Source organism: Oryzobacter faecalis (assembly GCF_046764005.1).
GTDB lineage: Bacteria > Actinomycetota > Actinomycetes > Actinomycetales > Dermatophilaceae > Oryzobacter > Oryzobacter faecalis.
Window position 1 is genome coordinate 341,126 of sequence record NZ_JBKOFW010000003.1, and the last position, 23,985, is coordinate 365,110.

Below are 23,985 nucleotides of genomic sequence, written 5' to 3' on the forward strand. Positions count from 1 at the left end.
ACCCCCGTCCTAGCGCCCACCCCGCAGCTGGATCGTCGACTCGTTGAGGTACTCGGAGCAGAAGGCGACCCCGCAGGCGGCCGCGAAGGTCACCGTGGCGGACTTCCCGCCCTTGAACAGGCCGTTGTCGCCGATCACCTCGAGGGTCCAGGGGCGGGTGGTTCCGTCGCACGTGACCTCGGTGCCGCCGAAGCCGCGGATCAGGAGGCGTCCGACACGTTGGGTCAGCTGGGCCTCGAGGAAGGCGAAGTCGGCGTCGGCGCCGCACAGGATGGTGCCCGAGAGCAGGGCTGAGCCGGTCCTGGAGTCGAACTGGGCCGTCGGGCTGACGGTGACCTCCAGGGCCGGGGGCGGGGGAGCGACGTCGACGGTCAGCGCCATCGCGCCGCCGTTGCCGCCGCCATCGATCTGGTCGTCGATGACGACGATGGAGTAGGTCTCGCCGGCCGTCGCCTGCCAGGCGGCACCGCCGGGTCCGCACGCGAGGACCGAGAAGGTCCCGGGTGATCCGGTCGCGACGAACACCCCGGCCGAGTAGCTGGAGGCGCGGGCATCCGCCAGGTAGGCCTCGTCGGCGGTGGCCGTGAACGAGTACCAGACGCTGGCGTCCATGGCCGGGGCGCCACACACGGCGTTCAGCTCGGCGTCGTCGGCGTCGGTCGTCGCCTCCGAGGTGTCGAGCGACACCGTGAACGGGATGGTGGCGATGACCTCGGCCCCTGGGTAGGTGTCGTTGCCCGGGGGCGCTGCCTGCGCCGGAGCCGCCGAGATCCCGACGATGGTGAGCGCAGCCAGGGCGGCCGCGCAGAGGCGACGTGAGGTCCTCATCGGCTCTTCCCCTTCCCTCCGTGCCGGTTCCCGTGGCGGCTCCCCTGCTGGAGTCGGCTGGGCGGCTGACCATAGTGTGACGTGGGTCACTCCCTCTACGCTAGGCCCACGGCCCGACGGGTGTCGGGCGCGGAAGGGGAGAGGCCATGCGCAGGATCCGAGTCGTCCCCGTGGCCGTGGCCACCCTCGTCGCCGTCGCCGGTGCGGGGGCACCCGTGCTCGCCGCCGACGCGGCGCCCGCCGCGCCGGCACGGTACGTCGTCACCCTCAGGCCCGGCGCCGACCCCGGGCGCGTCGCGAGCGACCATGCGCGCGTGCACGGCGCGGCGGTCGGCCACGTCTACCGGCACGCCCTCTCCGGGTACTCGGCGACCCTGACGGCTGCCGCCGCGGACCGGCTGTCCAGCGACCCACGGGTGGCCGCGGTGCTGCCCGACCGCGAGGTGCGGGTCACCGCGCAGGTGGTTCCCGCAGGCATCCAGCGGGTCGGGGCCACACGCGGTTCCGCGGCCGCCGGCAACGGCCGTGGCGCCGTCGACGCCGACATCGCGATCCTCGACACCGGCATCGACGCCAGGCACCGCGACCTCGACGTCGTCGGCGGCGTCAACTGCATCCAGGGCAACAACTCCTTCACCGACCTCAACGGGCACGGCACCCACGTGGCGGGCACCGCCGCGGCGAGGGACAACAGCACCGGCGTCGTCGGCGTCGCACCCGGCGCCCGGCTGTGGGCCGTCCGCGTCCTCGACGCCAACGGGTCGGGGTCGTGGTCGTCCATCCTCTGCGGCATCGACTGGGTCACCGCACGCGCCGACGTCATCGAGGTCGCCAACATGAGCCTCGGAGGAGGCGGCGGGGAGGGCTCCTGCTCGGACCACGGTCTGCGCGAGGCGATCTGCCGCTCGACCGCGGCCGGCGTCACCTATGTCGTGTCGGCGGGCAACGCGGCCTCGAACGCCTCCGGCTTCGTGCCGGCGACCTACGACGAGGTCATCACGGTGTCGGCGATCACCGACTTCGACGGCCTCCCCGGCGGGGTGGGGGCACCCACCTGCCAGTACGGGACGGACGACACGTTCGCGGGCTTCTCCAACTTCGGGCCCGATGTCGACCTCACGGCGCCCGGCGTCTGCGTCACCTCGACGTGGCGCGGGGGCGGTTACCGCGCGATCTCGGGCACCTCGATGGCCAGCCCGCACGTGGCGGGCGCCGCGGCGCTCTACCTGTCCACCCACCCCGGGGCGACGCCGGCCCAGGTCCGCAGTGCCCTCCTCGCCGCGGGGACGTACGACTGGGTCGGGGACCGGGACGCGGTCCAGGAACCGCTCCTCGACGTGTCCGGGTTCTGACCCGGTGCCGGCGCCGTCGCAGCGGCGTACGGTGGTGGCGTGGTCGACGAGCAGCATGCGGGTGCCGGGCCCACGACCCCCGGCACGGAGGCCGAAGAGGCGCGCGCCCACGACGACGCCCTCGCCGACGAGATGGAGGAGGAGTCGTTCCCCGGGAGCGACCCGCCCTCGACGTGGGCCGGCCACGACCGGCCCGCGCCGGACGTGAGCTGAACTTCCCGGCGACGAGTCCCCTTCGAGAACGTGGGTGAAGATCGTCGGCCCAACGACGGCTTTCACCCACGTCCGCGGCGATACGTCGTGCCGCGACGCTTCGTCCTCGCGGCGCCGTAGGCTTGGGGCGAGCCCGCCGGGGTAGGACCCGGGTGCGAGGGGACGGCGCCGCGGCTCGCGGCGGACCTCGTGACCGGCAGGGCTGGTGGTCGACCGGAGGTGACGAGGTGCGCAAGGGAACCGTGTGCCCGCGGTGCGGGTGGGAGAAGCTCACGACCGTGCAGGTCCCGCGTCCCCACGAGGCAGGCGAGCCCCCGCACACCCAGCGCGCGTTCCGCTGCCTGCGGTGCGACGCCCAGTGGGTCGACGACGAGGGGTGGGCGGCGCTGCACGAGGAGGGCTGACCTGCACCGATCGCGGTGGGGGAGACCTCCGGGGCCTAGCGTGGGGGGATGTCCGTCGACGAGGCACACACCCGACCCGACTCCACGAGCGACCGGACCGTCGAGGCCCTCGGCAAGCTCTCGGAGGCCCTGGAGGTCGTCGAGGACGCCCGCGGTGACCTCTACTCCTTCCACCGCAAGAGCGGGATGGCGGACCTGGCCCTCGGCGAGGCCGTCGACCTGCTCCGCGAGGCCGGCCATTCCGAGCTCGCCGAGCGCATCGACACCGACCTCGTCGGGCGCAACACCCTCCCGGGGCGGTGGACCTTCCAGCTGGTCGAGGAGTACGACGACGGCTACTACGCCGCGTTCCGCGAGCACGAGCGGCGCGCCCGCGACGAGCTCATGGGTGGGCGGCGGCACGTCTTCGAGGCCGAGATGAAGCAGGACCGCCGCACCCACGGACGGCCAGGGCACGAGGCGACCCCGGCGGACCTCCCCGACGGAGAGGGTGGGGGCTGACCCCCCGCCCCCAACCCACCGTCACCGCGCCGCCTCAGCGGGAGGCCACGCGGACGAGCCCTCCGGGACCCGCCGGGACCTCCAGCACCTCGCCCCACGGGGTGACCCGGTCGTGCCGGTGCCACCAGCGGACGAGCGCGGCGAGGGCGAGGGGGCCCTGGTGCGCGGCGTCGCCGTATCCGAGGCCGCTGCCGACGAGGCGGTCGCCGTGCGTCAGTGAGACGAGGCGCAGCACCGCCTCGCCCCGGACGGTCGCAGGGGCCGCGTGCACCTCGATGACCCGTCCGTGGGCGGTGCCGGAGGCGTCGACCACCGGCGTGCCGAGCAGCTCGGAGAGCCGGGACCTGCCCGGCTCCTCGAGCGGCGTGGGGGCGACCGCAGGCGCGTCCTCGTCCTCCGGGTCCGGGACGTCGTCGCCGTCGACCCCCGATCCCGGGATCGGCGCGATGAGGTGCCGGCGCAGCCAGCGCTCGAGGTCGGAGGTCGCCAGGGACCACCGCGTCGCCGCGGCGTCGACGTGGACGGCGGAGTCGAGGTGCTCGACGTGGCGCAGCGCGAGCGTCGTGGGCGGGGGATCCTCGTGGCGGTGCAGCCGGCGGCACACCGACTCCACCCAGTGACCGATGAGGCCGGGCTGCCGCCGGGCCCAGCCCTGCGTGCCGAGGACGAGACCCACGACGACGACGTCGTCGCCGACCCGCTCGAGGACGAGGTCCTCGACGTTCCCGACGAGCTCGCCCTCGGCCCCGACGACCTGGTGGTCGAGGAGCCGCAGGACGAGGCCGATCTCCTTCACCGGCCGCCCGTGGGCGACGCCGGGGAACGAGCGCGCGCCGGTCACTGGCCGGCTCCGCTCACGACCATGAGCGGGATCGCCGCCACCGAGGCCACCACGACGACGACGAGGTAGACCGACCCGAGGGCGTTGGCCAGGCGGCCGTTGACGTGCTCGCCCATGTAGGTGCGGTCGTTCGCGACGACGAGGATCGGGAGGTAGGTGAGCGGCAGGGCCACGGCGCTGAAGACGACGGAGTACTCCGTGACCATGATCGGGTCGACGGTGGTGAGCAGCAGGCCCACGGCGAGGACGCAGGCGATGAGGACGACGGCGTGGAAGCGCGCCGCGTGGCGCGGCTGGACGAATTTGCCCCACTGGAACCCGGCGTACTGGGCGATGGCATATCCCACGGACAGGCCTGTCTCGCAGGCGGCCCCGAACGTCGCCGCGAAGAAGCCGACGAGGACGAGGACGAGGCCGACCTTGCCGAGAGCGACCACGACGGGCAGCCCCACCTGGCCGAGCGTCGCCACCTCCACCTTCGCCGGGAGGAGGACGAGGGCCGTCGAGGTGGCGATCGCCACCGAGAGCAGCCCGCCGAGGGGGAACCCGACGAAGACGTTCGCGCGCATCGTGCCGAGGCTGCCGGCGCCCCACTTCTCCTCCACGCCGCCGGAGGAGAAGAAGAACACCTCGTACGGCGTCATCGCGGCGCCGAAGAGCGCCACGGCGTAGAACCAGTAGGTGGTCGCGTCCTCGCCGGCGGGGACCGCGGGAGCGAGCGCCGCCCCGGCGAGCTCGCCCCAGTCGGGCCCGAGCTTCCAGACGGCCACCGCGAACACGATGAGCGCGAGCCCGGCCGTCCCGAAGACGTTCTCGAGCGTCCCGAACCGCACCCGCCACAGGACGAGCCACACGAGGGCGCCGGCGACCGGCATCCACAGGAGGTGGTGCACGCTGCTGGCCAGCTCGAGGGCGAGGGCGACGCCGCCGATCTCCGCGGTCAACGTGAGGAAGGTGACCGCCACGGAGGCGACGAGGTTCGCCAGCCCGGCCCGCGGCCCGAGGCGCTCGCGGACGAGGTCGAAGGTGGCCCGCCCGCTGACGGCAGCCACGCGACCGCTCATCTCCGCGAAGACGCAGATGCCGACGACGCCCACGAGGACGACCCACGCCAAGGAGAGCCCGAAGCGCGCGCCGACGGCGGCGTTGGTGACGAGGTCGCCGATGTCGACGAAGCCGCCGATGGCCGTGAGGATGCCGAGGGCGACGGCGAAGAGCCTCTTCACCGCAGCCCCTCGGCGAGGCGCTCGAGGGCCGCGGACGCCTCGGCGACCGCCGCCGAGGCGTCCGCGGCGCCATGGCGGTCGTCGCGCTCGACCGCGACCCGGGCAGCGACCACCGCGTCGCCGGCGTCGGACAACGCGTCCTCGGCACGGGAGCGCAGGTCCTCACCTCCCGGGGGCGGGGTGAGCCCGGTGAGCTCCGAGGAGGCTCCCTCGACCGCGGTCGCCGACTCGCGGAGCACGACCGCGGCGTAGGCGGTCGTCGCGTCACCGTCGCGCCAGGCGTCCACGGCCAGCAGCGCGGTCCGTGAGTCGCCCAGGGCCGCCTCCACCGCCGTGACGACGGCGTCGCGGTGGTCGGGGACGTCCGGGGCGGGGGAACCGCACGCCGACGGGCCGACGGTGAGCGCCAGCACCGCGACGAGCACCGCCGGCCGGGCCCGCCCGGGCGCCGTCATCGCCGCGACGCGCGGGCGAGGACGAGGGCGAGCACCCCGAGCAGCAGGGCGAGCTCCGCCCAGGCGAGGAGCAGCGCCATCGTGTCGCTCATGGCTCAGAAGACGGGCTTGCCGCCCGTGACGCCGAGGACGGTCCCCGACACGTAGCTCGCCTCGTCGGAGGCGAGGAAGACGAAGGCGGCCGCGACCTCGACGGGCTGGCCGGGCCGGCCCAGTGGCGTGTCCGCCCCGAAGGACTCGACCTTCTCCGGCGACATCGTGGCGGGGATGAGCGGGGTCCAGATCGGCCCGGGCGCCACGGCGTTGACCCGCACCCCGCGGGGCCCGAGCTCCTGCGCCAGGTTGACGACGAGGTTGTTCAGGGCCGCCTTGGTCGCCGCGTAGTCGAGCAGGTGGTCGGAGGGCTGGTAGGCCTGGATCGAGGTCGTGACGATGACGCTGCCACCGTTCGACGACAGCTCGTCCGCCAGCTCGCGGACGAGCCAGAAGGGGGAGAACACGTTGGTGGCGAAGGTCCGCTCGACCTGGTCCGGCGGGAACTCCTCGACCGCGTCGTGGGTCATCTGGAACGCGGCGTTGCACACGAGGACGTCGACACCCCCGAGGGCCTCGACCGCCGCGCGGGCCAGGTCGCGGTTGGCCTCGAAGGTCCGCAGGTCGCCGGGCAGCAGCTCGGCCCGTCGGCCCTCGGCGCGGACGAGCTCGGCCGTCACCTCGGCGTCGTCGGACTCCTGCGGCAGGTGGGCGATGGCGACGTCGGCGCCCTCGCGGGCGAAGGCGAGTGCCACGGCCCGTCCGATGCCGGAGTCGCCCCCGGTGACGAGGGCGCGCCGGCCGCCGAGGCGGTCCCTGCCGCGCCACGAGGTCTCGCCGTGGTCCGCGGGCGGGTCGAGCTCGCGGGGCGTTCCGGGCCACTCCTGCTGCTGGCGGGGCAGCTGGGTCGTCATGGTGTCGGTCCTCTCGGTCGGGAGCCATCCTCCTACCCCGAGGGGGCCGTGGCATGCCCGCGTGACCGGCTCAGCCGGCCGGCTCGCGGTGGCGCTCGGGGGGCGGGTTGCGCGGGGTGTCGTCGACCCGGTCGGCCAGGTGCGGCAGCCCCGCCCACAGCGCAGCCAGCACCACGAGGGCGACACCGCCCGCGACCCAGCCCTCGGGGGCGCCGACGACGACGTCGACGACGAGGGTGACGACGCCCGCCACGGTGATGCCGAGCATCGCCAGGCCGAGGATCGCCAGGCGGTTGCCGGACTCGACGAGCAGCTCGCGACGCCGCTGGCGGAAGAGCGCGCGGTGGAAGGCGACGGGGGCGACGACGAGACCGGTCGTCATCACCGCCCCACCCAGCACCGCGAGGTACAGGCCCTTCTGGAACGCGGTGAGGTCGGCGAACCGCGCCGAGAACGGCACGGTGAGCAGGAAGCCGGTGAGGATCTGGACCCCGGTCTGGGTCACCCGGATCTCCTGGAGCAGCTCGTCCCAGTTGCGGGTCAGCGTCTCCTGCGCGGGCTGCTCGTCGGCGTCGTGCGTGCCGTCGGTGTCGTCGTCCGGCTCGCGGTCGTGCTCGGCCATCGGTCCTCCGTGGGGGCGTGCGCGGCGGCTCGTGGTCGAACCGGTGGCCGCGAGTGTAGGGCGCGGCGACCGGCGAGGGCCTCAGTGGTGGCGCAGCGCGTCGACCAGCTGCGACTTGCTCATCGAGGACCGGCCCCGGATTCCGAGCTCGCGGGCCCGTTTCACCAGCGCGTCCTTGGTCCAGTCGTCGTAGTCGCCGGCCTTGCCGCCCTTGCGGCCGACGGCCGACCTCGAGGTGTTGGCGGCGGCGTTGGCGATGCGGGCGGCCTTCTCCTTGCTGGCGCCGTCGTCGCGCAGCTCCTCGTAGAGCTCGGGGTCCTTCACGGACGGGCCGGGGCCCTTGCGTGCGGGCACGATCTCCTCCTCGCGTCGGTGGAACGGTGCGTCCCCACTCCTACCCCGTCACGGCGCGAGGATGCGTCCCGGCCGGTGGCCCCGCGGCGCGCGTGGACCCCGACCGGGACGACCGGTCGGGGCCCACGACGGACGCAGGGTCAGTCCGCGAGCTGGAGGCCCTTGACCTCGTCGCGTGCGGCGACGACCGCGGCGTGCTGCCGGCTGACGACCTCGCGGAAGCCGGCGCTGAGGTCCTTCTCGAGGGCCTTCTCGTACTCGGAGACCGCGTGGTTCTCCCCGGTCACCGCGGCGCCGAGGACGCTGCCCGCGTCGTCGCCGGTCAGGGCGTCCTTGAGGGCGATCCACCCGCGGTGCAGCGCTCCGGCGGCCGAGGCGCTCTCGTCGACGTCGTCGCCGTAGGCGTGGCCGAGGGCGACGATCTCGCGCCGGAACTGCGCCCGCTGCTCCGAGAACCGCTCCATGGTGGCGGCCCACTCGGGGCGGTCGCTGTCCCGCAGCTTCTCCGCCGCGGCGCCGAAGCCTCGCTCGCCGTCCTTCAGGGTCTCGACCAGGTCCTTGGCGACCTTCTCGTCGTCCGACATGTGCGCTCCTTCTCGTAGGGGGCTGAACTCGTGCCCTACCCACGAGGAGGAGGCCGAACCGTCGGCCTCCAGGGGCACGTCCGGCGCGGGGGTCAGGCCGTGCCGCGGCGCGGGTCCGACGCGGCCTCGGCGAGGCGGCGGTGGACCGAGGACACCACGACCGAGCCCTCGCCGACGGCGGAGGCGACGCGCTTGACGGACCCGCGGCGGACGTCGCCCACGGCGAACACGCCCGGGAGAGCCGTCTCGAGCGGGCCGGGGGTGTCGTCGCGCGGCCAGGCCCGCCGCCCACCCTCCTCGAGGACGTCCGCGCCGGTCAACACGTACCCCCACGGGTCGCGCAGCACCGCTGCCGGGAGCCACTCGGTGCGCGGCCGCGCGCCGATGAGGACGAAGAGGGCGTCGCTCGGCTCGGTGGTCTCCGCACCGCTGTCAAGGTCCTTGACGTCGAGGTGGTCCAGGTGCCCGTCCCCACCTCCGCCGACGACGGCCGACCGGAACCGCACCGCGACGCCGGCAGCCGCGAGCGTGTCGATGAGGTAGCGCGACATGCTGTCGGCGAGCGAGGCCCCACGGACGAGGAGGGTGACCCGCCGCGCGTACCGGGCGAGGTGCAGGGCCGCCTGCCCGGCGGAGTTGCCCCCGCCGACGACGTGGACGACGCCGCCCGCGAGGCCCTGGGCGTCGAAGGCGGAGGCGCCGTGGAAGACCCCCCGGGACTCGAGCGCCTCGAGGGAGGGGACGTCGAGGCGGCGGTAGGAGACGCCGGTGGCGAGGACGACGGCTCCGGCCAGCACCCGCCGGTCGGGACCGAGCCCGACGACGAACCCGTGCTCGTCCGTGCCCAGCGAGGTCGCCGCCGTCACGTGCGCGAACTGGCAGCCGAACACCCAGGCCTGCTGGTACGCCCGCTGGGCGAGCTCGGCACCGGAGACGCCGCGGGCGAAGCCGAGGTAGTTGCGGATCAGCGAGCTGGACCCCGCCTGCCCGCCGATCGACGCCCGCTCGACGACGAGCGTGCGCAGGCCCTCGGAGGAGGCGTACACCGCCGCGGCCAGGCCCCCGGGGCCGGCCCCGACGACCACGACGTCGAACCGGGCCCCGTCGTCGACGTCGACGGCGAGGCCGTAGGCCGCTGCGAGCTCCGCGTCCCCCGGGTCGACGAGGACGCGGCCGTCGTGCAGGAGGACGACCGCCTCGGAGCCCGCGGGCACCCCCGCGGCATCCAGGAGGGCCCGGCCCTCGGGCCCTGCGGCGTCGAGGAACCGGTGGGGGACGCCGCTGTGGGCCAGCAGCCGCCGCACGTCGTGCGCCCGCACGCCCTCGGCGTCGCCGACGACGGACACCTCCCGCGGGCGCAGGCCGATGGAGCGGTCCCACTCGACGAGGAACTCGGTGACGGTGCGGTGGAAGTACTCGTCGGGGGAGTGCCACGGCCGGATGACGTAGTAGTCGACCTGCCCCTGAGCCATGAGCGCCAGGACCTGGTCGGCGGTGGCGCGGTCGCCCCACGCGCCCCACTCGACCAGCAGCCCGCGGCGCACGTCCGGGAAGAGTGCGGAGGCCACCTGGAACACGGTCCGCCCACCGTCAACGGCACCGGCGTCGTCGGCGAGGAGGACGGCCACGGTCCGGCCCGACGCCGCCACCGACTCCAGCAGCGCGCTCGCCTCGTCGGCGGTCGCCGCGGCGAGCACGGCGTAGTGCGCGGCGTAGCGCTCCTCGAGCTGCGCGACGACCGCGGCGCGCCGGTCGTCCGGCCCGGAGCACACGAGGATCACCGGGGCGTGGGGACCGGTGGTCTGCGCTGCCATGGGCCCTCCAGGCGCTCGTGTGGCCGCCGGACGCGGCACTGTCGAGCGTAGGGCCGTGACGCGGCCGCCACCATGGGCGAAGGAGTGCCCGGTCGGGGCATTGTCGGGGAGGGCCGCGGAGCCGGAGGATGGCGACGTGAGGGTGGACCGGTCGCCCGAGCTGACGATGCTCTTCACCGACATCGAGGGATCCACCCGGTTGCTGAACCGGCTCGGTCCCCGGTTCTCCGACGTCCTCGCCGCGCACCGCCACATCCTGCGGACCGCGTTCCGCGACAGGAGCGGCCGCGAGCTGGGGACGGAGGGCGACAGCTTCTTCGTCGTCTTCGAGGCGGCGGAGGACGCGGTCGCCGCGGCCGTCGAGGGGCAGCGGGGGCTGGAGGCGCACGCGTGGCCCGAGAGCGTGCGGCTGCGCGTGCGGATGGGCCTGCACACCGGTCACCCGGAGGAGTTCGAGGACAACCTCGCCGGCTTCGACGTCCACCTGGCCGCACGCATCTCGGCGACGGGGCACGGGGGGCAGATCGTCCTCAGCGCGGACACGGTCGACCGGCTCGCCGGGCGGCTCCCGAGCGGGACCGCTCTCGAGGGGCTCGGGGTGCACCGGCTCAAGGACATCCCCGAGCCGCAGCGCCTGTGGCAGCTGACGGTTGACGGACTCACGGCGTCCTTCCCCCCGCTCCGCAGCCTCGGCGCACCGGGAGGGCTGCCGACGCCCCCGACGCCGTTCGTCGGGCGCGAGGGCGACCTCGCGACGCTCTCGGGACTGCTCGACGAGGGCGGGCCGCGGCTCGTCACGCTCACCGGTCCCGGGGGGACGGGCAAGACCAGGCTCGCCCTCGCCGTCGCGCGACACGTCTCCGAGCGGTACCCGGACGGGGTCCACTTCGTCGACCTGGCCGCGATCGTCGACCCGGGTGCCGCCTGGGCCGCCCTGGGTGCCGCGCTCGGCCGCCCCGGCGACGACGAGGCGGACCTCGTGGACCACCTGCGCGCCCAGCGTGCCCTGCTCCTCCTCGACACCCCCGAGCAGCTCCCGGGCTGCGGGGCGCCCATCGCCGCCCGCCTCCTCGAGGGCACCCGGGACGTGCGCCTCCTCGTCACGAGCCGCAGGCCCCTGCACGCCGCCGGCGAGCAGGTGTACCCGGTCCAGCCGATGCGGCTCCCGCCACCAGGGGCGAAGGTCACCGTCCTCGGGGCGGGCGGGACCGACGCGGTGCGGATGTTCGTCCAGCACGCGACCCTCTCGGACCCCGCGTTCGCCCTGACCGAGGACAACGTCGCGGACGTCGTGGCGGTGTGCCGGCGCGTCGAGGGGCTCCCGCTCGCCATCGAGCTGGCGGCCGCCCAGGTGCGCCTGCTGCCCCCGAGGCAGCTCGTCGAGCACCTCGACGAGGCACTGGGCCTGCCCTCCGGCGGTCGCCCCGACCGCCACCGCTCCCTCGCCGCCACGGTGGAGTGGAGCTACGGCATGGTCGACGCCAAGGGGCAGCGGGCCTTCCGGGCGCTGTCGGTCTTCGGGACCTCAGGTGGGTCCTTCGAGGCGCTCGCGGACGTCCTCGGGGAGGGCTCGGTCCTCGCCCTCGTGGCCGGCCTGCTCGATGCCGCCCTCGTGCGGGTCGAGGACGACCCTGCCGGGCGACGGGTCCGCGCCCTCCAGCCGGTCCGGGCCGTGGCGGGTCGGCTGCTGGCCGCGGACGACCAGCGCGAGGTGCTGCGGCACCGCCACGCCGTGTACTACGCCGCCCTCGCCGAGCGCACGGCCCCGAGGCTCAAGGGCCCGGGCGCAGCCGACGCCCGGCGGGTCCTCGACGTCGAGGCGGACAACCTCAGGGCCGCCCTCGACTTCGCCCTCGGGTCGGCGGGCGGCGTCGCGGACGAGGGAGGAGCGGCCTCGGGGGAGGCGCAGAGAGAACGCTCCGTCCTCGGCGTCCGGCTCTGCACCGCGCTCGGGTGGTACTGGTACGCCACGGGCTTCGACGACGAGCGGCGGCGGTGGCTCGAGCTCGCGAGTGGTGCGGCCGCCGCCGGCCAGGGTCCGGAGCTGGCGCGGCTGCTGCAGTCCTTCGGCCTGCTCCTGCTCCAGCACGGCGACCTCGCGCGGGCGCGCGACGTCCTGGCCAAGTCCCTCGTCCTCGCCCGCCGTGCGGGCGACCGCACCCAGGAGGCGGTCGCCCTCAACAGCCTCGGCGTCACCCACCGTGGCCTCGGGGACCCGGACCGGGCGAGGGTGCTGCTCCGCGAGAGCGCGGCCGTCGCGCAGTCACTCGGCAACCTCCCGCGCGAGGCCACCGCCCTCACCAACCTCGCGCTGCTGGAGATCGACACCGGCAACGCCGACGCCGCGATCGACCTGCTCCGCCGGGCCGAGGAGATCGACGTCCGGCTCCAGGACGGCTGGGGCGTCGCCGCCGACCGGAGCAACAGGTCGGCCGCCCTCCTCGTCGCCGGGCGGACCGCCGAGGCCGTCGCCCTGCTCCGGGACGTCGCCGCCTCGGTCCAGGAGCACGGCGACCCCGACCTGACGCTCGGCGTCGTCGAGCTGCTCGCCGTGGCCGCGTCCCAGCAGGGCCGGCACGAGCGGGCCGTGGTGCTCGCCGCGGCGGCCGGGCAGCAGCGGCTGCGTGCCCACCTGACCCTCGCGGAGCCGGACCGCGCCTTCCTCGACGAGCGCCTCGCGGGCAGCCGTGCCGCGGTCGGCGACGCGCTGGAGCGGCTCGTCGAGGAGGGGAGCGAGCTCGACGTCGCGGCGGCCCTCGCCCTGGGAGCGCTCGACGGGAGCGGTTAGGAGCTGCGGTCGACCCGCAGGTCGATGGGCGTGCACTCGCCGTTGTTGGACTTCTCGGCGGAGCACGCCGTCACCCCGGCGACGACCGGTACGCGAGCCTCGACGGTGAACCGGTCGCCGGGGCGGCTCGGTGGCGGGTCGATGTGGAGCTCGCCCTCGGCATCGGTCCAGACGTCCATGAACACGTTGAGCGTCACCCCGATCCGGTCGGGGTCGACACCGTGGGGGGCGAGTGCGGCGACGAGGTTCGCGAAGCACGACGGGTGGGCGGCGCCCTCGAGCTCGGGGTAGAGGACGTCGAACGTCGCCTGGCTGCACGGGGTGAGAGTGAGGTCGTGGGTCCCGACCGAGTCCTCGACCACCTCGGCGAGGACCCGGCTCCGGTTGCTCCACAGGGCCGACCCGGTGGAGACGTAGACCGTGTTGCCGAAGTCGGTGGTGCGGCCGGAGGAGAACACCTCGGCGGGGTCGTCGGCCGAGACGAGGTAGAGGTCGCTCACCTGCTCGCCGCACGGGTCGAGCAGGGTGAGCCGGTCGCCGGGGGCGAGGACGACCGCGGTCCCCGACTGCGGGGGGACCCGCGTCCAGCCGTCGGCGGGACCGGCCGCGTCCCCCGCGTAGGGCGGTGCGATGGCGGCGCGGGGGTGGCGGCGGCGGGCGGGGTTCACTGCTCCTCCTCGACGTCGTGGCGCTGCGGGTCCGGGTGGAACGGCGGCGACCAGTCCGAGGGGACCGCCCGGCCGCTGTACTGCCGCGCCTCCGAGGTCACCCCGTGGTCGACGGCCATGGGGTTGGGCCGCCCCTGCAGCTCGGTGTCGCGGCGGCGGATCGCGTCGCGCAGGCGGTCGAACCGGCCGTCGGCACGCAGCCGCTCGAACTGCTCGTGGAGGTTGAACACGAGCGTGGGCACGGGTGCCCGGCGGGCGACCCGCGAGGCGCCGGGGTGCAGCCCGACGACGAAGAAGGGCGTGCCCCCGAGGCTGAACGCGAAGTGCGGGTTCCCGGGGTCGGCCGCGACGCCCTCCGCCCACGGCCGGTCGTCGCGGTCGTGGAGGTGCTGGAGAGCACCCCACAGCGCCTGCTCGAACTCGCGCTCCGTCATCACCTCGGGGCCGCGGAAGCAGGCGAGGAACGAGACGAGGTCGCCCTCCGTGTCGACGTCGTCGACGTAGGACCGCAGCGCGTCGCCGAGCCGGTCGAGCGAGCCGCCGGCCGACCCGTCGGTGAGGTCGTCCAGCACGACGCTCGTCACGGCGTCGCGCCGGAAGACCGACCGCGCCCCCAGGCAGGGGTACTCGGGGTGGGCGACCATCTCCTCCACGGCGGCGACGACGACGTCGCGGTGCGCGGTGTCGAGGCCCTCGGCGGCCCGGGTCGCGAGGACCCGGTCGAGCGGTTCGGTCATGTGCGGGTCTGCTCCCTCGTGGGCGGGACCCCCGTCCGTCGACGAGGTCGAGGGGGCTCCTACCCCGGCCGGGCCGGGCGCACACGGCCGTCCCGCAGCCACGGCCCGAGGGGGTCCGGTCAGTCGGGCAGCGGCACGGGGCCCTCGTCGATGACCTGGGACCCGTCCGTCCCGCCGGAGTCGGGCTCGTACCCCGGGACCCACCCGGTGAGCTCGACCTCCTGGGCGACGTCGTGGAGCTTGCGGTTGAGGTCCATGCTGGCGCGGCGCAGCAGCGCGAACGCCTCGTCACCGGTCACCCGGTGGCTCGCCATGACGATCCCCACGGCCGTGCCGATCTGGCGGCTGGTCTCCAGCGCCGCCGTGAGGTTGCCGACGTCCTGGACGCGCAGCCTGGACTCCACGGCCAGCGCGGCGAAGGGCGCCATCATCGACGCCGTCGTGACGTGCCCGTCGTCGAAGGAGCCCGGGGTGCAGCCGTAGAGCGAGAGCGCGGCCTGGTCGCTGCCGGCGAGCGCGAGGCGGAGCGTGAGGATGCTGCGGACGCCGGTGGCCTCCACGCACTCGAGGGAGAAGCGCGGCCAGCGCCCGTGGGACAGCAGGTCGCCGACGACGACGGCCCCCCGGTCGGGGTGGGCGTCGACGAGCGGCCCCTCCTGGGCCTGCTGCTGCAGGCGGTCGACGAGCAGCGGCAGCTCGCCCGTGGCCGCCACGGTGAGCGGGGCGCGGTCGGGCCTGAGCAGGGTGAGGCCGCAGGCGTCGGCCGAGGGCACAGCGCGGACCACCATCTCGACCACGAGGTCGGGGTCGAGCACCTCGCCGTCGCGCACGAGGCGATGGGCGAGGTCGGAGAACTGCCGGCCGAGCCCGTGGTCGGGGACGTCGGCCGGGATTGTCGAGTCGTTCACGTGCGAGAGCTCCGGATGACCATTCCGGGGGGATGCGCACCGGTGTAGGACGCTCGCACCCCGTGCGGGCAAATCTAGTAGGGCGACCCGCGTCGTGACGAAACCGGCCCACGGACGGTGCCTCGTGTCGCCGTCCGGCCGCCCGGACAGCGGTCCGGCCCCCGCTCCACGGTGGGAGCGGGGGCCGGGGTCGCGCGGTCAGAGGTCGCCGGTGCGGGCCCCGTGCGTCGGGTACGGCGCCGTCCCGTCGGTCGTCGCGGTGGCCGTCGTGGCCGAGCCGGCGGTCGCGCCGGCGTTCACCTGGGCGTCGGCCCGACGCGCGTCGGCCTCGGCCCGGGCCCGGCCCGTGCGGAGGTCGTCCTTGACGTCGTCGGCCCGCTCGCGGCCCGCGCTGTACGCGTCCTCGAGCAGCTTCTGGGCCACCCCGCGGCCGCCCAGCCCGAACGCGAGCGCGAGGCCCAGGGCGAGCGCACCCATGGTGGCCGCGAACGCGATCCGCACGATCTCCGGGGCGATCTGCAGCTGCTCGAGGATCATGAAGAAGGCGATGACCATGACGAGGGCGGGCACGACGCTGGCCGCCACCTTGCCGGTGGGCGTGTCACCCATGACCCGGCTGATCCCGGCCGCCACCGCGCCGGAGACCAGTGCCGCCACGACGAAGATGACGATGGCGACGATGACGTTGGGCAGGTAGGCGAGGACGGCGTTCATGAAGCCGGTCACCGCGGGGATGCCCAGGGCGCCGATCGCCGAGAACAGGAAGAACACGAAGACGAGCCAGAAGACGACCCGGCTGATGCCGTTGCTCGGGCTCGCGCCCGGCAGGAACCGCTCGACGTAGTCGTGCGCGCGCGACTCGTGGAGGTGGCGGTCCACACCGGCCTTCTCCAGGCCCTTGCGCACCACCGCCGCGACGACCTTCGCCACGATCCAGCCGACGAGGAGGATGAGCAGGAACCCGAGCAGGTTGGGCAGGAAGCCCATGATCCCGTCGGTCGTGCGCTGGAAGCTGTCACCGATGTCCATGTGATGACTCCGTACGTAGGGGACGTTGTTGCCCACGAGACCTACCCACCGGGCGCCGGACGATGCATCGCACGTCCAGCGGTGTCGGCGGGCCGATGCCGGGTAGGGGTCCGGTCCGCGACGACCGAGGAGGTCTCCAGTGCGAGCAGTCACGTGGCAGGGAGTCAGGGACGTGCGGGTCGAGGACGTGCCCGACCCCCGCATCCAGGAACCGACCGACGCCGTCATCAGGGTCACGAGCACGAACATCTGCGGGTCCGACCTGCACCTGTACGAGGTGCTCGGTCCGTTCATGCACGCAGGCGACGTGCTGGGTCACGAGCCAATGGGGATCGTCGAGGAGGTCGGTGCCGAGGTCACCGAGATCCGTCCGGGCGACCGCGTCGTCATCCCGTTCAACATCTCCTGCGGCCACTGCTGGATGTGCGAGCGCGGCCTCCAGTCGCAGTGCGAGACGACCCAGGTCACCGAACAGGGAACGGGCGCAGCGCTGTTCGGCTACACCGAGCTCTACGGGCGCGTGCCCGGAGGACAGGCCGAGTACCTGCGGGTGCCCCAGGCGAACTACACCCACATCAAGGTCCCCGAGGGACCGCCGGACGAGCGGTTCGTCTACCTGTCCGACGTGCTGCCCACCGCATGGCAGGCGGTCGCCTACGCCGACCCGTCGCCCGACGACACCCTGCTCGTCCTCGGCCTCGGGCCGATCGGGGACATGGCGTGCCGCGTCGCGCGCCAGCGCGGGGTCCAGCACGTCATCGGCGTCGACCTCGTCGACGAGCGCCTCGAACGCGCCGCCTCGCGCGGCGTCGACACCATCGACCTGCGGCAGGTCGACGACGTCGGCGACGCCGTCCGCGAGCGCACCCGTGGTCGTGGCGCGGACGGCGTCGTCGACGCCGTCGGCATGGAGGCGCACGGGTCGCCGGTCGCGGCGGCCACCCACGCCGTGACCAAGGTTCTGCCGTCGGCGCTCTCGAAGCGGATGATGAAGAGCTTCGGCAGCGACCGGCTCGCCGCGCTCACGACCGCCTTCGACGCGGTCCGCCGTGGTGGCACCGTCTCGGTCAGTGGCGTGTACGGCGGTGCGACGGACCCGTTCCCGATGCTCACGCTGTTCGACAAGCAGGTGCAGCTGCGGATGGGCCAGGCCAACGTCAAGCGGTGGGTGCCCGACATCCTCCCGCTCCTCACCGACGAGGACCCACTCGGCGTCGAGGGCTTCGCCACGCACCGGCTGACGCTCGACGAGGCCCCCGAGGCCTACGCGACGTTCCAGAAGAAGGAGGACGGCATGGTCAAGGTCGTCCTGAGGCCCCACGGGCTCTGACCGGGTCCTCGAGGACCTCGCGGAGGAGGGCGACGGCCCGGGCGGTCGCCGCGGTGACCACCTGCTCCGGGTCGCCCTCGACGTGCAGCTCCTCGGCGTCGACCCCGCCCGGCCACGCCACGGCGAGCCAGACGGTGCCGGGCGGCTGGCCGTCCTCCGGGTCGGGGCCGCCGGCGCCGGTCGTCGCCACGGCGATGTCGGCGCCGAGCTCGCGCCGGGCGCCGCGGGCCATCGACACCGCGGCCGTGCTCGTCACCACCGGGCCCCGGCGGACCCCGAGCAGGTGGAACTTGACCTCCTTGGAGTAGGCGACGACGGCGCCCCGGTACCAGTCGGAGGCGTGGGGCGCGGCGCCCAGCACCGAGGACACCGCCCCGCTCGTCAGGGACTCGGCGGCCCCGACCGTCCATCCGGCGGACAGCGCCAGCCGGGCGACGGCCTCCGCGTCGCCTGCGGGTTCGTGGGGCGTCGGCGTCGTGCTCATGCCGGGCACGTACCCGGGGCCCGCTGGGACGAACCGTGCGAAGGGCCCCCCGTCACGCCACCGCCGAACGACGGCACGGGCCGCGCATGGTCGGCCACCTGCCGGGTAGTGGCCTTGACCCGAGCACGACCCCACGACCGAGGAGAGGACTTCCGATGACCACCGCACGAGACGTCATGACCACCGAGGTCGAGATGGTCGGCGAGGACGACACCCTCGCCGACGCAGCCCGCCGCATGGCCGACCTCGACGTCGGCTCACTGCCGATCTGCTCCGCCGACCAGCGCCTCGTCGGCGTCGTCACCGACCGCGACATCGTGGTCCGCGCCGTCGCCGAGGGACGCGACCCCTCGTCGGTCGCCGTCAAGGAGGTCGCCCAGGGCGAGGCGGTGACGATCGGTGCCGACGACTCCCTCGAGGAGGCTCGCGCCGTCATGGCCGACCACCAGGTGCGCCGGCTGCCCGTCATCGACGGCGACCGGGTCGTCGGCATCATCAGCCAGGCTGACGTGGCCCGCGCCTCCGCTGACGCGGACACCGGGGAGGTCGTCCAGCGGATCTCCGAGTGAGCGCACCACCGCGACCGGCCCCCGGGCCGGCCCACGGACCGGGCCCCCGCCTGCAGGACCGCACACCTGCGGGCGGGGGCCCGACCGAGCGGTGCGACGCGGTCGTCATCGGGTCGGGGCCCAACGGGCTGGTCGCCGCGAACGCCCTGGCCGACGCCGGCTGGGACGTCGTCGTCCTCGAGGCCGCCGACGAGCCCGGCGGAGCGGTCCGCAGCAGCGAGGTCCTCGGGCCGGGTGTCGTCACCGACCTCTTCAGTGCCTTCTACCCCTTGGCGGCCGCGAGCCCGGTGATCCGCGACCTCGGCCTCGACGCCCACGGGCTCGTCTGGCGCCGCTCGCCCGACGTCCTCGCCCACCCGCTCGTCGACGGCACCTGCGCCGTCCTCCACGCGGAGGCGGCCGACACCGCTGCCCGGCTCGACGACGACGCGCCGGGCGACGGCGACGCCTGGCTGCGGATGGTCGCGCGCTGGGACCGGATCCGCGACCCGCTGCTCGACCTGCTCTTCACGACCTTCCCGCCGGTGCGTCCGACGGCCCGGCTCCTGCACCGGCTCGGGACCGCCGACGCGGTCGACCTCCTTCGCCAGCTGACGACCCCCGTGCGCCGCCTGGCTGCGGAGGAGTTCCGCGGCCGGGAGGCGGCCCTGCTGCTCGCGGGCAACGCGGTCCACGCCGACGTCCCCCCGGACGCGGCGGGCAGCGGACTCTACGGCTGGCTGCTCACGATGCTGGGGCAGGACGTCGGGTACCCGGTGCCGGAGGGCGGGGCGGGGCGGCTCGCCCACGCACTGGTCGACCGGGCCCGCGCCGGAGGGGCCCGGCTCGAGACCGGTGCCGAGGTGGTCGGCATCGACGTCGCCGGCGGCCGCGCCACCGGCGTGCGGCTGGCCGACGGGCGGCGGGTGCTGGCGGCCCGCGCCGTCCTCGCCGACGTGTCGGCACCTGCGCTCTACGAGCGCCTCCTGCCCCCGGCAGCCGTGCACCCGCGGTTGCGGGACCGGATCAGCCGCTTCGAGTGGGACCCGTCGACCGTCAAGGTCAGCTGGGCGCTCGACGGCCCGGTGCCCTGGTCGGCGGAGGGCGCCCGTCGAGCGGGGACGGTGCACCTCGGGGTCGACGTCGACGGGTTCGTCACGGCGTCGGCGGCCCTGTCGACCGGGAAGCGGCCGGAACGGCCGTTCGTCGTCCTCGGGCAGATGGGTGTCGCGGACCCGACGCGCACCCCGCCGGGCACGGAGACGGCCTGGGCCTACACCCACCTCCCGCGGGCCCTTGCCACCGACGAGAACGCGGTGCACGCCCAGGTCGAGGCGCTCGAGTCGGCCGTGGAGGACGTCGCCCCCGGGTTCCGCGACCGGGTCGGGGCCCGCCTCGTGCAGACGCCGCTGGACCTCCAGGCCGCCGACGCCAACCTCGACCTCGGCGCCATCAACGGCGGGTCGTCCTCGCTGCACCACCAGTTCTTCCTCCGGCCCGTCGGTGGGCTCGGCCGGCCGGCGACCCCGGTCGACGGGCTGTACCTCGCGTCCGCGTCGGCGCACCCGGGGGGCGGGGTGCACGGGGCGTGCGGGTGGAACGCCGCCCGGTCGGCGCTCGCGGAGGCTGGTCCCACGGGTTCGGTGCGCCGCGCGCTCGGCCGGACGGCATGGCGCCGCCTCCTCGGCCCGGGCTGACCCTGCCGACCTGAGCACCTTGTGGGCCTGTGGGCCACAGGGGTGCAGAACGCGCGCCATATCGCGCGTTCTGCACCCACAGGCCGAGTCCGGAACACGAAGGATGGCCAGCTGCCCTCGACTCGTTCCCGAAAGGGCCGCCCCCCAGACGTCCGGCCGACAGTCGGACCTCAGCGGTCGGCGGTCGGTGACCCTGACCCGTCGCGCCGCTCGGCGAGCAGCGCGAGCCGCTTGAGCGCCTCGTCGTTGCGGGGCAGGATCGCGGCCTGCCGCAGCCACACGGGCACGAACCGGCCGGGACCGCCAGAGGCGTCCTCGCGGATGCCGACGAGGCACCCGTCCCCTTGCGGGGTGAGCTCGATGAGGACGCGGGCCTCACCGAGGGGGCGGCCCTTGGCCCGCAGGAGCAGTGAGCGCCCCGGTTCGCAGGCCTCGACCTCGGTGACGTCGGAGAGGAGCAGGGGCCAGAGGCCGACGCTGTGGTGGATGCGCGAGCCGGGGGAGGGCCAGTCGGCGTCGACGGCGCGGACCCGGGAGGCGCCGACGACCCACGTCGCGTACTGCCACCCGTCGGCGAGCACCCGCCACACGGCCTCGGGCCCGGCCTCGACGAGCCGGGTGCGCTCGGGGCGCTCGAGGATGGGGTCGCGCCCGAGCGGGCCGTCGGCCACCGTCCCCGGCTGGTCGGCGCTCATGCCGGACCCCCGGTCGAGACGTCGGTCCCGTCGGCGTCGGCCACGCCGGCGCTGCCGACCTTCCGCACCGTCGTGAGGTGGCCACCGAGGAGCGCCGAGAGGCCGACGACGCCGTTGGCCGCCGTCGCCGTCGCGACGCCGAGGTGGTGGCGCCCCGACCGCCGGGCGGCCCAGGAGAGCACGTGCAGGGCGAGGGCCGCGGTGTTGGCGACGGCATGGGTCGCGCCGACGCGGCGCTCGGCGCCGTCGGTGCGGGTCCACTCGGCGAGGCCGGTGAGCGCCGTCGGCACGGTGGCGAGGACGCCCAGCCCCTCGAACGCGGTGGCGGCCGGGCGCTCCTCCCGCCGGCGACGGACGTCGAGGACGGCCGCCGCGGTCCACGCCGCCAGCGGGAGGTCGGTGAGAGCCGGGTGCAGGGCGTGCCCGAGGACCCTGTCGCGCAGGAGGTCGCCCACGTGCCCCGGACCGAACGGCGTCGCCAGGGGCTGCAGGGCCGCGGCCAGACGGTCGGCAGCGGGCCACCGCTCCACGGCCAGGGCGAACCGGGTCGGGAGGGGCGCCTGCACGGCGCCGGGCGATCGGGGGAGGACGTCAGGCGTCGAGGTCATGTCCGGTCGGTACCCCTGGCCCGGTGCCCGAAACGACCGGGCCCACCGCGCAGGACGCTGCGCCACCGGGCGCGCACCGGCGGGCCCACGACCGCGTCCTCCTCGGGCAGCGGCTCGAGCACCGCACCGGGAGTGGGCGGCACAGGGTCGCCGAGGTCGAGGCCGAACCGGGTGGCCAGCGGTCGGGAGGACTGACCGCATGCGCCGGCCCGGGACCTGCGGCTCGAATCGCTGTGTCCCTTGGCCACCATCTGCGGTGGGGTCCGCGTACGGTCGAAGGACGACGTGGTCCGACAGTGGCGCCGTCCTCTTCCCGAAGGAACGAGCGATGACCCCTGTCCACAGCACCGTCACCGACCATCACGACCACGAGGTCGAGGTCCACCTCCTCGTCGACCGCCTCGTGTCTGCCGACTGCCCCGACGAGCAGCTCCGGCTGCGCGACGAGCTCGTGCTGTCCTGCATCGGGGTGGCCGACTCGATCGCGCACCGCTACCGCGACCGCGGCGTGGACGTCGACGACCTCGAGCAGGTCGCGCGCGCGGCGCTCGTCTCGGCGTGCTCGCGCTACGACCCGGAGGTCGGCTCCGGCTTCCTCGCGTTCGCGGTGCCCTCCATCGCCGGTGAGCTCAAGCGGTACTTCCGCGACCACACGTGGTCGGTTCGCCCGCCCCGCCGCCTGCAGGAGCTGCGCCTCGAGGCGGGTGCCGTCCAGGAGCAGCTGTGCCAGGAGCTCGGGCGCGAGCCGACGGCCGACGAGCTGGCCGAGGCCCTCGACGTCACCACCGACCAGGTCCACGAGCTCCGCGCCTCGTCGGCCGCGTACCGCTGCAGCTCGCTCGACCACCCCGCCACGGGCGGCGGCACCCTCGGCGACCACGTGCCTGCCGAGGGCGACCACAGCGCCCGGGTCGACACGCACCTCGCGCTCGCCGGGGCCCTCGCTGACCTCACCGAGCGCGAGAACCGGCTGCTGCACCTGCGGTTCGTCGAGGAGCTGACCCAGCGGGAGATCGGCGAGCACCTCGGTGTCAGCCAGATGCAGGTGTCCCGACTCCTCAGCGGGCTCCTGGCCCGTCTGCGTCCTCAGGTGCTCCCGGAAGCCTCGTGATGATCGTCGGCCGATCCCGCTCTCCGGCAGCCGTACTCGCGCTCGCCATGGCCGTTGTGTGCCTCGCGGGTTGTGCCGACGTGGAGCGGACCGCCGCCGCCGAGGCCGCGGACGCCTTCGCGTCCGACCTGCGCGACGACCCGGCGGCGGCGTGCGCACTCCTCGCCCCACCCACCCTCGAGAAGCTCGAGGAGGAGGCCGGGTCGGGCTGTGCGCAGGCCCTGTCCGCCTCGGGCGTGGAGGATCCCGGCGAGCGCCTGGAGGTCACGGTCGCAGGGCACTCCGCCCAGGCCCGGTTCGCGGAGGACACCCTCTTCCTCTCGCTGTTCGACGACGGGTGGAGGGTCGTGGCGGCCGGCTGCGAGCGCGGGTCGGAGCACCTGGCGGACCCCTACGACTGCGACGTGGACGGAGGCTGAGATGAGGGTCGTCTTCGTGGCGTACGCCGCGGTCATCGCCCTCGGGCTCGGCTTCTGCCTCGCGATGGGGCTGATGCTGCGATGAGCGGCTCGTCGGGCCCGGCGCGGTTCGTCCCGCGGGCCGGCTTCCTCCGCGACAACGGGCTCTCGCTCGCCTTCGCGCTGCTGCTGCTCCTCGCGCTCGTCGGGCAGGCCTGGTCCGGCAGTCGCTTCCACGACCAGCTGGCGCGCGCCGAGGGCCTGCAGGAGATCGGCTTCTGGCGCTACGTCACCTCGTCCTCCTTCGCGGTCGACGTCGCCGAGAACTGGCAGTCCGAGTTCCTCCAGTTCACGCTCTACATCTTCGCGACGGTCTGGCTCGTCCAACGCGGCTCCTCGGAGTCGAAGAAGCCCGGCGACGAGGGTCGTGAGAGCGACGAGCAGCAGCTCGTCGGCGATCACGCGCGGCCGGACAGCCCCCGGTGGGCGAGGGTCGGCGGCTGGCGCACCAGCCTGTACTCGCACTCCCTCGTGACCGTCATGGGCGTTCTCTTCCTCCTGTCGTGGACCGCCCAGCTGGTCGCCGGCCGGGTGGCCCACAACGAGGACCGGCTCCGCGACCGACTCGACCCGCTGGGGCCGCTCGAGTACCTGGGCTCTCCCGAGTTCTGGAACCGGACGTTCCAGAACTGGCAGTCCGAGCTGCTCGCCATCGGCACCATGGCGGTCTTCGCCATCTACCTGCGCGAGCGCGGCTCGCCGGAGAGCAAGGAGGTCGGGGCGCCGCACGACGCGACGAGCTCGAGCGACTGACGCCCGGGCCCTCGGCCGCGTGCCCCGCAG

General features: G+C 74.7%; 27 protein-coding genes. 11 read left to right on the forward strand and 16 right to left on the reverse strand.

What is annotated here, in order from left to right:
* Positions 1–9: 9 nt before the first annotated feature.
* A complete protein-coding gene (locus tag ACK8HX_RS08275; protein WP_411940204.1) occupies positions 10–828 on the reverse strand; it encodes a DUF6299 family protein in 819 nt (272 codons plus the stop codon).
* Between the two features lie 146 nt (positions 829–974).
* Here ACK8HX_RS08275 and ACK8HX_RS08280 point away from each other — a divergent pair, with 146 nt between their 5' ends.
* The 4 genes from ACK8HX_RS08280 (at position 975) to ACK8HX_RS08295 (ending at position 3,298) form a co-directional block, all read left to right on the forward strand.
* On the forward strand, positions 975–2,180 hold the full coding sequence (locus ACK8HX_RS08280; RefSeq protein WP_411940205.1) for a S8 family peptidase: 1,206 nt from the start codon (positions 975–977) through the stop codon (positions 2,178–2,180).
* 39 nt (positions 2,181–2,219) lie between these two features.
* Entirely contained in the window at positions 2,220–2,393 is a 174-nt protein-coding gene (locus tag ACK8HX_RS08285; protein ID WP_411940206.1) for a hypothetical protein, read from the forward strand.
* Between the two features lie 227 nt (positions 2,394–2,620).
* A complete protein-coding gene (locus ACK8HX_RS08290; RefSeq protein WP_411940207.1) occupies positions 2,621–2,797 on the forward strand; it encodes a hypothetical protein in 177 nt (58 codons plus the stop codon).
* Between the two features lie 48 nt (positions 2,798–2,845).
* Positions 2,846–3,298: a hypothetical protein gene (locus ACK8HX_RS08295; protein WP_411940208.1), complete on the forward strand. Its 453-nt coding sequence runs from the start codon at positions 2,846–2,848 to the stop codon at positions 3,296–3,298.
* Between the two features lie 34 nt (positions 3,299–3,332).
* On the opposite strand, the gene ACK8HX_RS08300 is transcribed toward ACK8HX_RS08295, so the two are convergent.
* From ACK8HX_RS08300 to ACK8HX_RS08335, 8 genes are all read right to left on the reverse strand, one after another.
* The gene (locus tag ACK8HX_RS08300) at positions 3,333–4,139 is read right to left on the reverse strand and encodes a hypothetical protein (RefSeq protein ID WP_411940209.1); all 807 of its coding nucleotides are present in this window, start codon (positions 4,137–4,139) and stop codon (positions 3,333–3,335) included.
* The gene (locus tag ACK8HX_RS08305) at positions 4,136–5,365 is read right to left on the reverse strand and encodes an NRAMP family divalent metal transporter (RefSeq protein WP_411940210.1); all 1,230 of its coding nucleotides are present in this window, start codon (positions 5,363–5,365) and stop codon (positions 4,136–4,138) included. Before ACK8HX_RS08305 ends, ACK8HX_RS08300 begins: the two co-directional genes overlap by 4 nt.
* Positions 5,362–5,820, reverse strand: a complete 459-nt coding sequence (locus ACK8HX_RS08310; protein WP_411940211.1) for a hypothetical protein — start codon at positions 5,818–5,820, stop codon at positions 5,362–5,364. The genes ACK8HX_RS08305 and ACK8HX_RS08310 overlap by 4 nt, the downstream gene beginning before the upstream one ends.
* A 95-nt stretch (positions 5,821–5,915) precedes the next feature.
* Positions 5,916–6,767 carry an SDR family oxidoreductase gene (locus ACK8HX_RS08315; protein WP_411940212.1) on the reverse strand — a complete coding sequence of 284 codons (852 nt, stop codon included), beginning with the start codon at positions 6,765–6,767 and terminating at the stop codon, positions 5,916–5,918.
* Positions 6,768–6,837: 70 nt separating this feature from the next.
* The gene (locus tag ACK8HX_RS08320; protein ID WP_411940213.1) at positions 6,838–7,389 is read right to left on the reverse strand and encodes a DUF6328 family protein; all 552 of its coding nucleotides are present in this window, start codon (positions 7,387–7,389) and stop codon (positions 6,838–6,840) included.
* An 81-nt stretch (positions 7,390–7,470) separates the two neighbouring features.
* Positions 7,471–7,743, reverse strand: a complete 273-nt coding sequence (locus ACK8HX_RS08325) for a DUF7218 family protein (RefSeq protein ID WP_411940214.1) — start codon at positions 7,741–7,743, stop codon at positions 7,471–7,473.
* 140 nt (positions 7,744–7,883) lie between these two features.
* Entirely contained in the window at positions 7,884–8,327 is a 444-nt protein-coding gene (locus ACK8HX_RS08330) for a ferritin-like domain-containing protein (protein ID WP_411940215.1), read from the reverse strand.
* A 92-nt stretch (positions 8,328–8,419) separates the two neighbouring features.
* Positions 8,420–10,141: an NAD(P)/FAD-dependent oxidoreductase gene (locus ACK8HX_RS08335; protein WP_411940216.1), complete on the reverse strand. Its 1,722-nt coding sequence runs from the start codon at positions 10,139–10,141 to the stop codon at positions 8,420–8,422.
* Between the two features lie 136 nt (positions 10,142–10,277).
* On the opposite strand from ACK8HX_RS08335, the gene ACK8HX_RS08340 reads away from it, so the two are divergent.
* Positions 10,278–12,929, forward strand: a complete 2,652-nt coding sequence (locus ACK8HX_RS08340; RefSeq protein WP_411940217.1) for an ATP-binding protein — start codon at positions 10,278–10,280, stop codon at positions 12,927–12,929.
* Here ACK8HX_RS08340 and ACK8HX_RS08345 read toward each other — a convergent pair.
* The 4 genes from ACK8HX_RS08345 to ACK8HX_RS08360 form a co-directional block, all read right to left on the reverse strand.
* On the reverse strand, positions 12,926–13,597 hold the full coding sequence (locus ACK8HX_RS08345; protein WP_411940218.1) for a DUF1989 domain-containing protein: 672 nt from the start codon (positions 13,595–13,597) through the stop codon (positions 12,926–12,928). The two genes, ACK8HX_RS08340 and ACK8HX_RS08345, sit on opposite strands and share 4 nt — an antisense overlap.
* Positions 13,594–14,334 (reverse strand): guanitoxin biosynthesis heme-dependent pre-guanitoxin N-hydroxylase GntA, encoded by a 741-nt coding sequence (gntA, locus tag ACK8HX_RS08350; protein ID WP_411940219.1) that lies wholly within the window; start codon positions 14,332–14,334, stop codon positions 13,594–13,596. Before gntA ends, ACK8HX_RS08345 begins: the two co-directional genes overlap by 4 nt.
* A gap of 119 nt (positions 14,335–14,453) precedes the next feature.
* On the reverse strand, positions 14,454–15,242 hold the full coding sequence (locus tag ACK8HX_RS08355; RefSeq protein WP_411940220.1) for a GAF and ANTAR domain-containing protein: 789 nt from the start codon (positions 15,240–15,242) through the stop codon (positions 14,454–14,456).
* Positions 15,243–15,440: 198 nt separating this feature from the next.
* The gene (locus tag ACK8HX_RS08360; RefSeq protein WP_411940221.1) at positions 15,441–16,271 is read right to left on the reverse strand and encodes a mechanosensitive ion channel family protein; all 831 of its coding nucleotides are present in this window, start codon (positions 16,269–16,271) and stop codon (positions 15,441–15,443) included.
* 139 nt (positions 16,272–16,410) lie between these two features.
* Here ACK8HX_RS08360 and ACK8HX_RS08365 point away from each other — a divergent pair, with 139 nt between their 5' ends.
* Positions 16,411–17,601, forward strand: a complete 1,191-nt coding sequence (locus tag ACK8HX_RS08365) for a zinc-dependent alcohol dehydrogenase (RefSeq protein WP_411940222.1) — start codon at positions 16,411–16,413, stop codon at positions 17,599–17,601.
* On the opposite strand, the gene ACK8HX_RS08370 is transcribed toward ACK8HX_RS08365, so the two are convergent.
* A complete protein-coding gene (locus tag ACK8HX_RS08370; protein WP_411940223.1) occupies positions 17,570–18,085 on the reverse strand; it encodes a CinA family protein in 516 nt (171 codons plus the stop codon). The genes ACK8HX_RS08365 and ACK8HX_RS08370 overlap by 32 nt on opposite strands.
* Positions 18,086–18,240: 155 nt before the next feature.
* Between ACK8HX_RS08370 and ACK8HX_RS08375 the strand changes: the two genes are divergently transcribed.
* Positions 18,241–18,654, forward strand: coding sequence for a CBS domain-containing protein (locus tag ACK8HX_RS08375; RefSeq protein WP_411940224.1), 414 nt, complete (start codon positions 18,241–18,243; stop codon positions 18,652–18,654).
* Positions 18,651–20,330 carry a phytoene desaturase family protein gene (locus ACK8HX_RS08380; RefSeq protein WP_411940225.1) on the forward strand — a complete coding sequence of 560 codons (1,680 nt, stop codon included), beginning with the start codon at positions 18,651–18,653 and terminating at the stop codon, positions 20,328–20,330. Before ACK8HX_RS08375 ends, ACK8HX_RS08380 begins: the two co-directional genes overlap by 4 nt.
* Positions 20,331–20,500: 170 nt before the next feature.
* Here the strand turns inward: ACK8HX_RS08380 and ACK8HX_RS08385 are convergent, their stop codons facing one another.
* Both ACK8HX_RS08385 and ACK8HX_RS08390 read right to left on the reverse strand, forming a co-directional pair.
* A complete protein-coding gene (locus ACK8HX_RS08385; protein WP_411940226.1) occupies positions 20,501–21,025 on the reverse strand; it encodes an SRPBCC family protein in 525 nt (174 codons plus the stop codon).
* Complete coding sequence (locus ACK8HX_RS08390) at positions 21,022–21,633, reverse strand: DUF2231 domain-containing protein (protein ID WP_411940227.1); 612 nt, start codon at positions 21,631–21,633, stop codon at positions 21,022–21,024. Before ACK8HX_RS08390 ends, ACK8HX_RS08385 begins: the two co-directional genes overlap by 4 nt.
* Positions 21,634–21,961: 328 nt before the next feature.
* Here ACK8HX_RS08390 and ACK8HX_RS08395 point away from each other — a divergent pair, with 328 nt between their 5' ends.
* The 3 genes from ACK8HX_RS08395 to ACK8HX_RS08405 all read left to right on the forward strand — a co-directional run bounded on the left by ACK8HX_RS08395 (position 21,962) and on the right by ACK8HX_RS08405 (position 23,955).
* Positions 21,962–22,744 carry a sigma-70 family RNA polymerase sigma factor gene (locus ACK8HX_RS08395; RefSeq protein ID WP_411940228.1) on the forward strand — a complete coding sequence of 261 codons (783 nt, stop codon included), beginning with the start codon at positions 21,962–21,964 and terminating at the stop codon, positions 22,742–22,744.
* A gap of 80 nt (positions 22,745–22,824) precedes the next feature.
* Positions 22,825–23,163 (forward strand): hypothetical protein, encoded by a 339-nt coding sequence (locus ACK8HX_RS08400; protein WP_411940229.1) that lies wholly within the window; start codon positions 22,825–22,827, stop codon positions 23,161–23,163.
* An 81-nt stretch (positions 23,164–23,244) separates the two neighbouring features.
* Positions 23,245–23,955, forward strand: a complete 711-nt coding sequence (locus tag ACK8HX_RS08405) for a DUF6766 family protein (protein ID WP_411940230.1) — start codon at positions 23,245–23,247, stop codon at positions 23,953–23,955.
* Positions 23,956–23,985: the final 30 nt, after the last annotated feature.

What these genes read in the sequence shown, in the direction of transcription:
- ACK8HX_RS08275 (WP_411940204.1), bottom strand. Translation starts at nt 828, where the DNA reads ATGAGGACCTCACGTCGCCTCTGCGCGGCCGCCCTGGCTGCGCTCACC.
- ACK8HX_RS08280 (WP_411940205.1), top strand. Translation starts at nt 975, where the DNA reads ATGCGCAGGATCCGAGTCGTCCCCGTGGCCGTGGCCACCCTCGTCGCC.
- ACK8HX_RS08295 (WP_411940208.1), top strand. Translation starts at nt 2,846, where the DNA reads ATGTCCGTCGACGAGGCACACACCCGACCCGACTCCACGAGCGACCGG.
- ACK8HX_RS08310 (WP_411940211.1), bottom strand. Translation starts at nt 5,820, where the DNA reads ATGACGGCGCCCGGGCGGGCCCGGCCGGCGGTGCTCGTCGCGGTGCTG.
- ACK8HX_RS08315 (WP_411940212.1), bottom strand. Translation starts at nt 6,767, where the DNA reads ATGACGACCCAGCTGCCCCGCCAGCAGCAGGAGTGGCCCGGAACGCCC.
- ACK8HX_RS08320 (WP_411940213.1), bottom strand. Translation starts at nt 7,389, where the DNA reads ATGGCCGAGCACGACCGCGAGCCGGACGACGACACCGACGGCACGCAC.
- ACK8HX_RS08330 (WP_411940215.1), bottom strand. Translation starts at nt 8,327, where the DNA reads ATGTCGGACGACGAGAAGGTCGCCAAGGACCTGGTCGAGACCCTGAAG.
- ACK8HX_RS08335 (WP_411940216.1), bottom strand. Translation starts at nt 10,141, where the DNA reads ATGGCAGCGCAGACCACCGGTCCCCACGCCCCGGTGATCCTCGTGTGC.
- gntA (WP_411940219.1), bottom strand. Translation starts at nt 14,334, where the DNA reads ATGACCGAACCGCTCGACCGGGTCCTCGCGACCCGGGCCGCCGAGGGC.
- ACK8HX_RS08360 (WP_411940221.1), bottom strand. Translation starts at nt 16,271, where the DNA reads ATGGACATCGGTGACAGCTTCCAGCGCACGACCGACGGGATCATGGGC.
- ACK8HX_RS08370 (WP_411940223.1), bottom strand. Translation starts at nt 18,085, where the DNA reads ATGAGCACGACGCCGACGCCCCACGAACCCGCAGGCGACGCGGAGGCC.
- ACK8HX_RS08375 (WP_411940224.1), top strand. Translation starts at nt 18,241, where the DNA reads ATGACCACCGCACGAGACGTCATGACCACCGAGGTCGAGATGGTCGGC.
- ACK8HX_RS08385 (WP_411940226.1), bottom strand. Translation starts at nt 21,025, where the DNA reads ATGAGCGCCGACCAGCCGGGGACGGTGGCCGACGGCCCGCTCGGGCGC.
- ACK8HX_RS08390 (WP_411940227.1), bottom strand. Translation starts at nt 21,633, where the DNA reads ATGACCTCGACGCCTGACGTCCTCCCCCGATCGCCCGGCGCCGTGCAG.
- ACK8HX_RS08395 (WP_411940228.1), top strand. Translation starts at nt 21,962, where the DNA reads ATGACCCCTGTCCACAGCACCGTCACCGACCATCACGACCACGAGGTC.
- ACK8HX_RS08405 (WP_411940230.1), top strand. Translation starts at nt 23,245, where the DNA reads ATGAGCGGCTCGTCGGGCCCGGCGCGGTTCGTCCCGCGGGCCGGCTTC.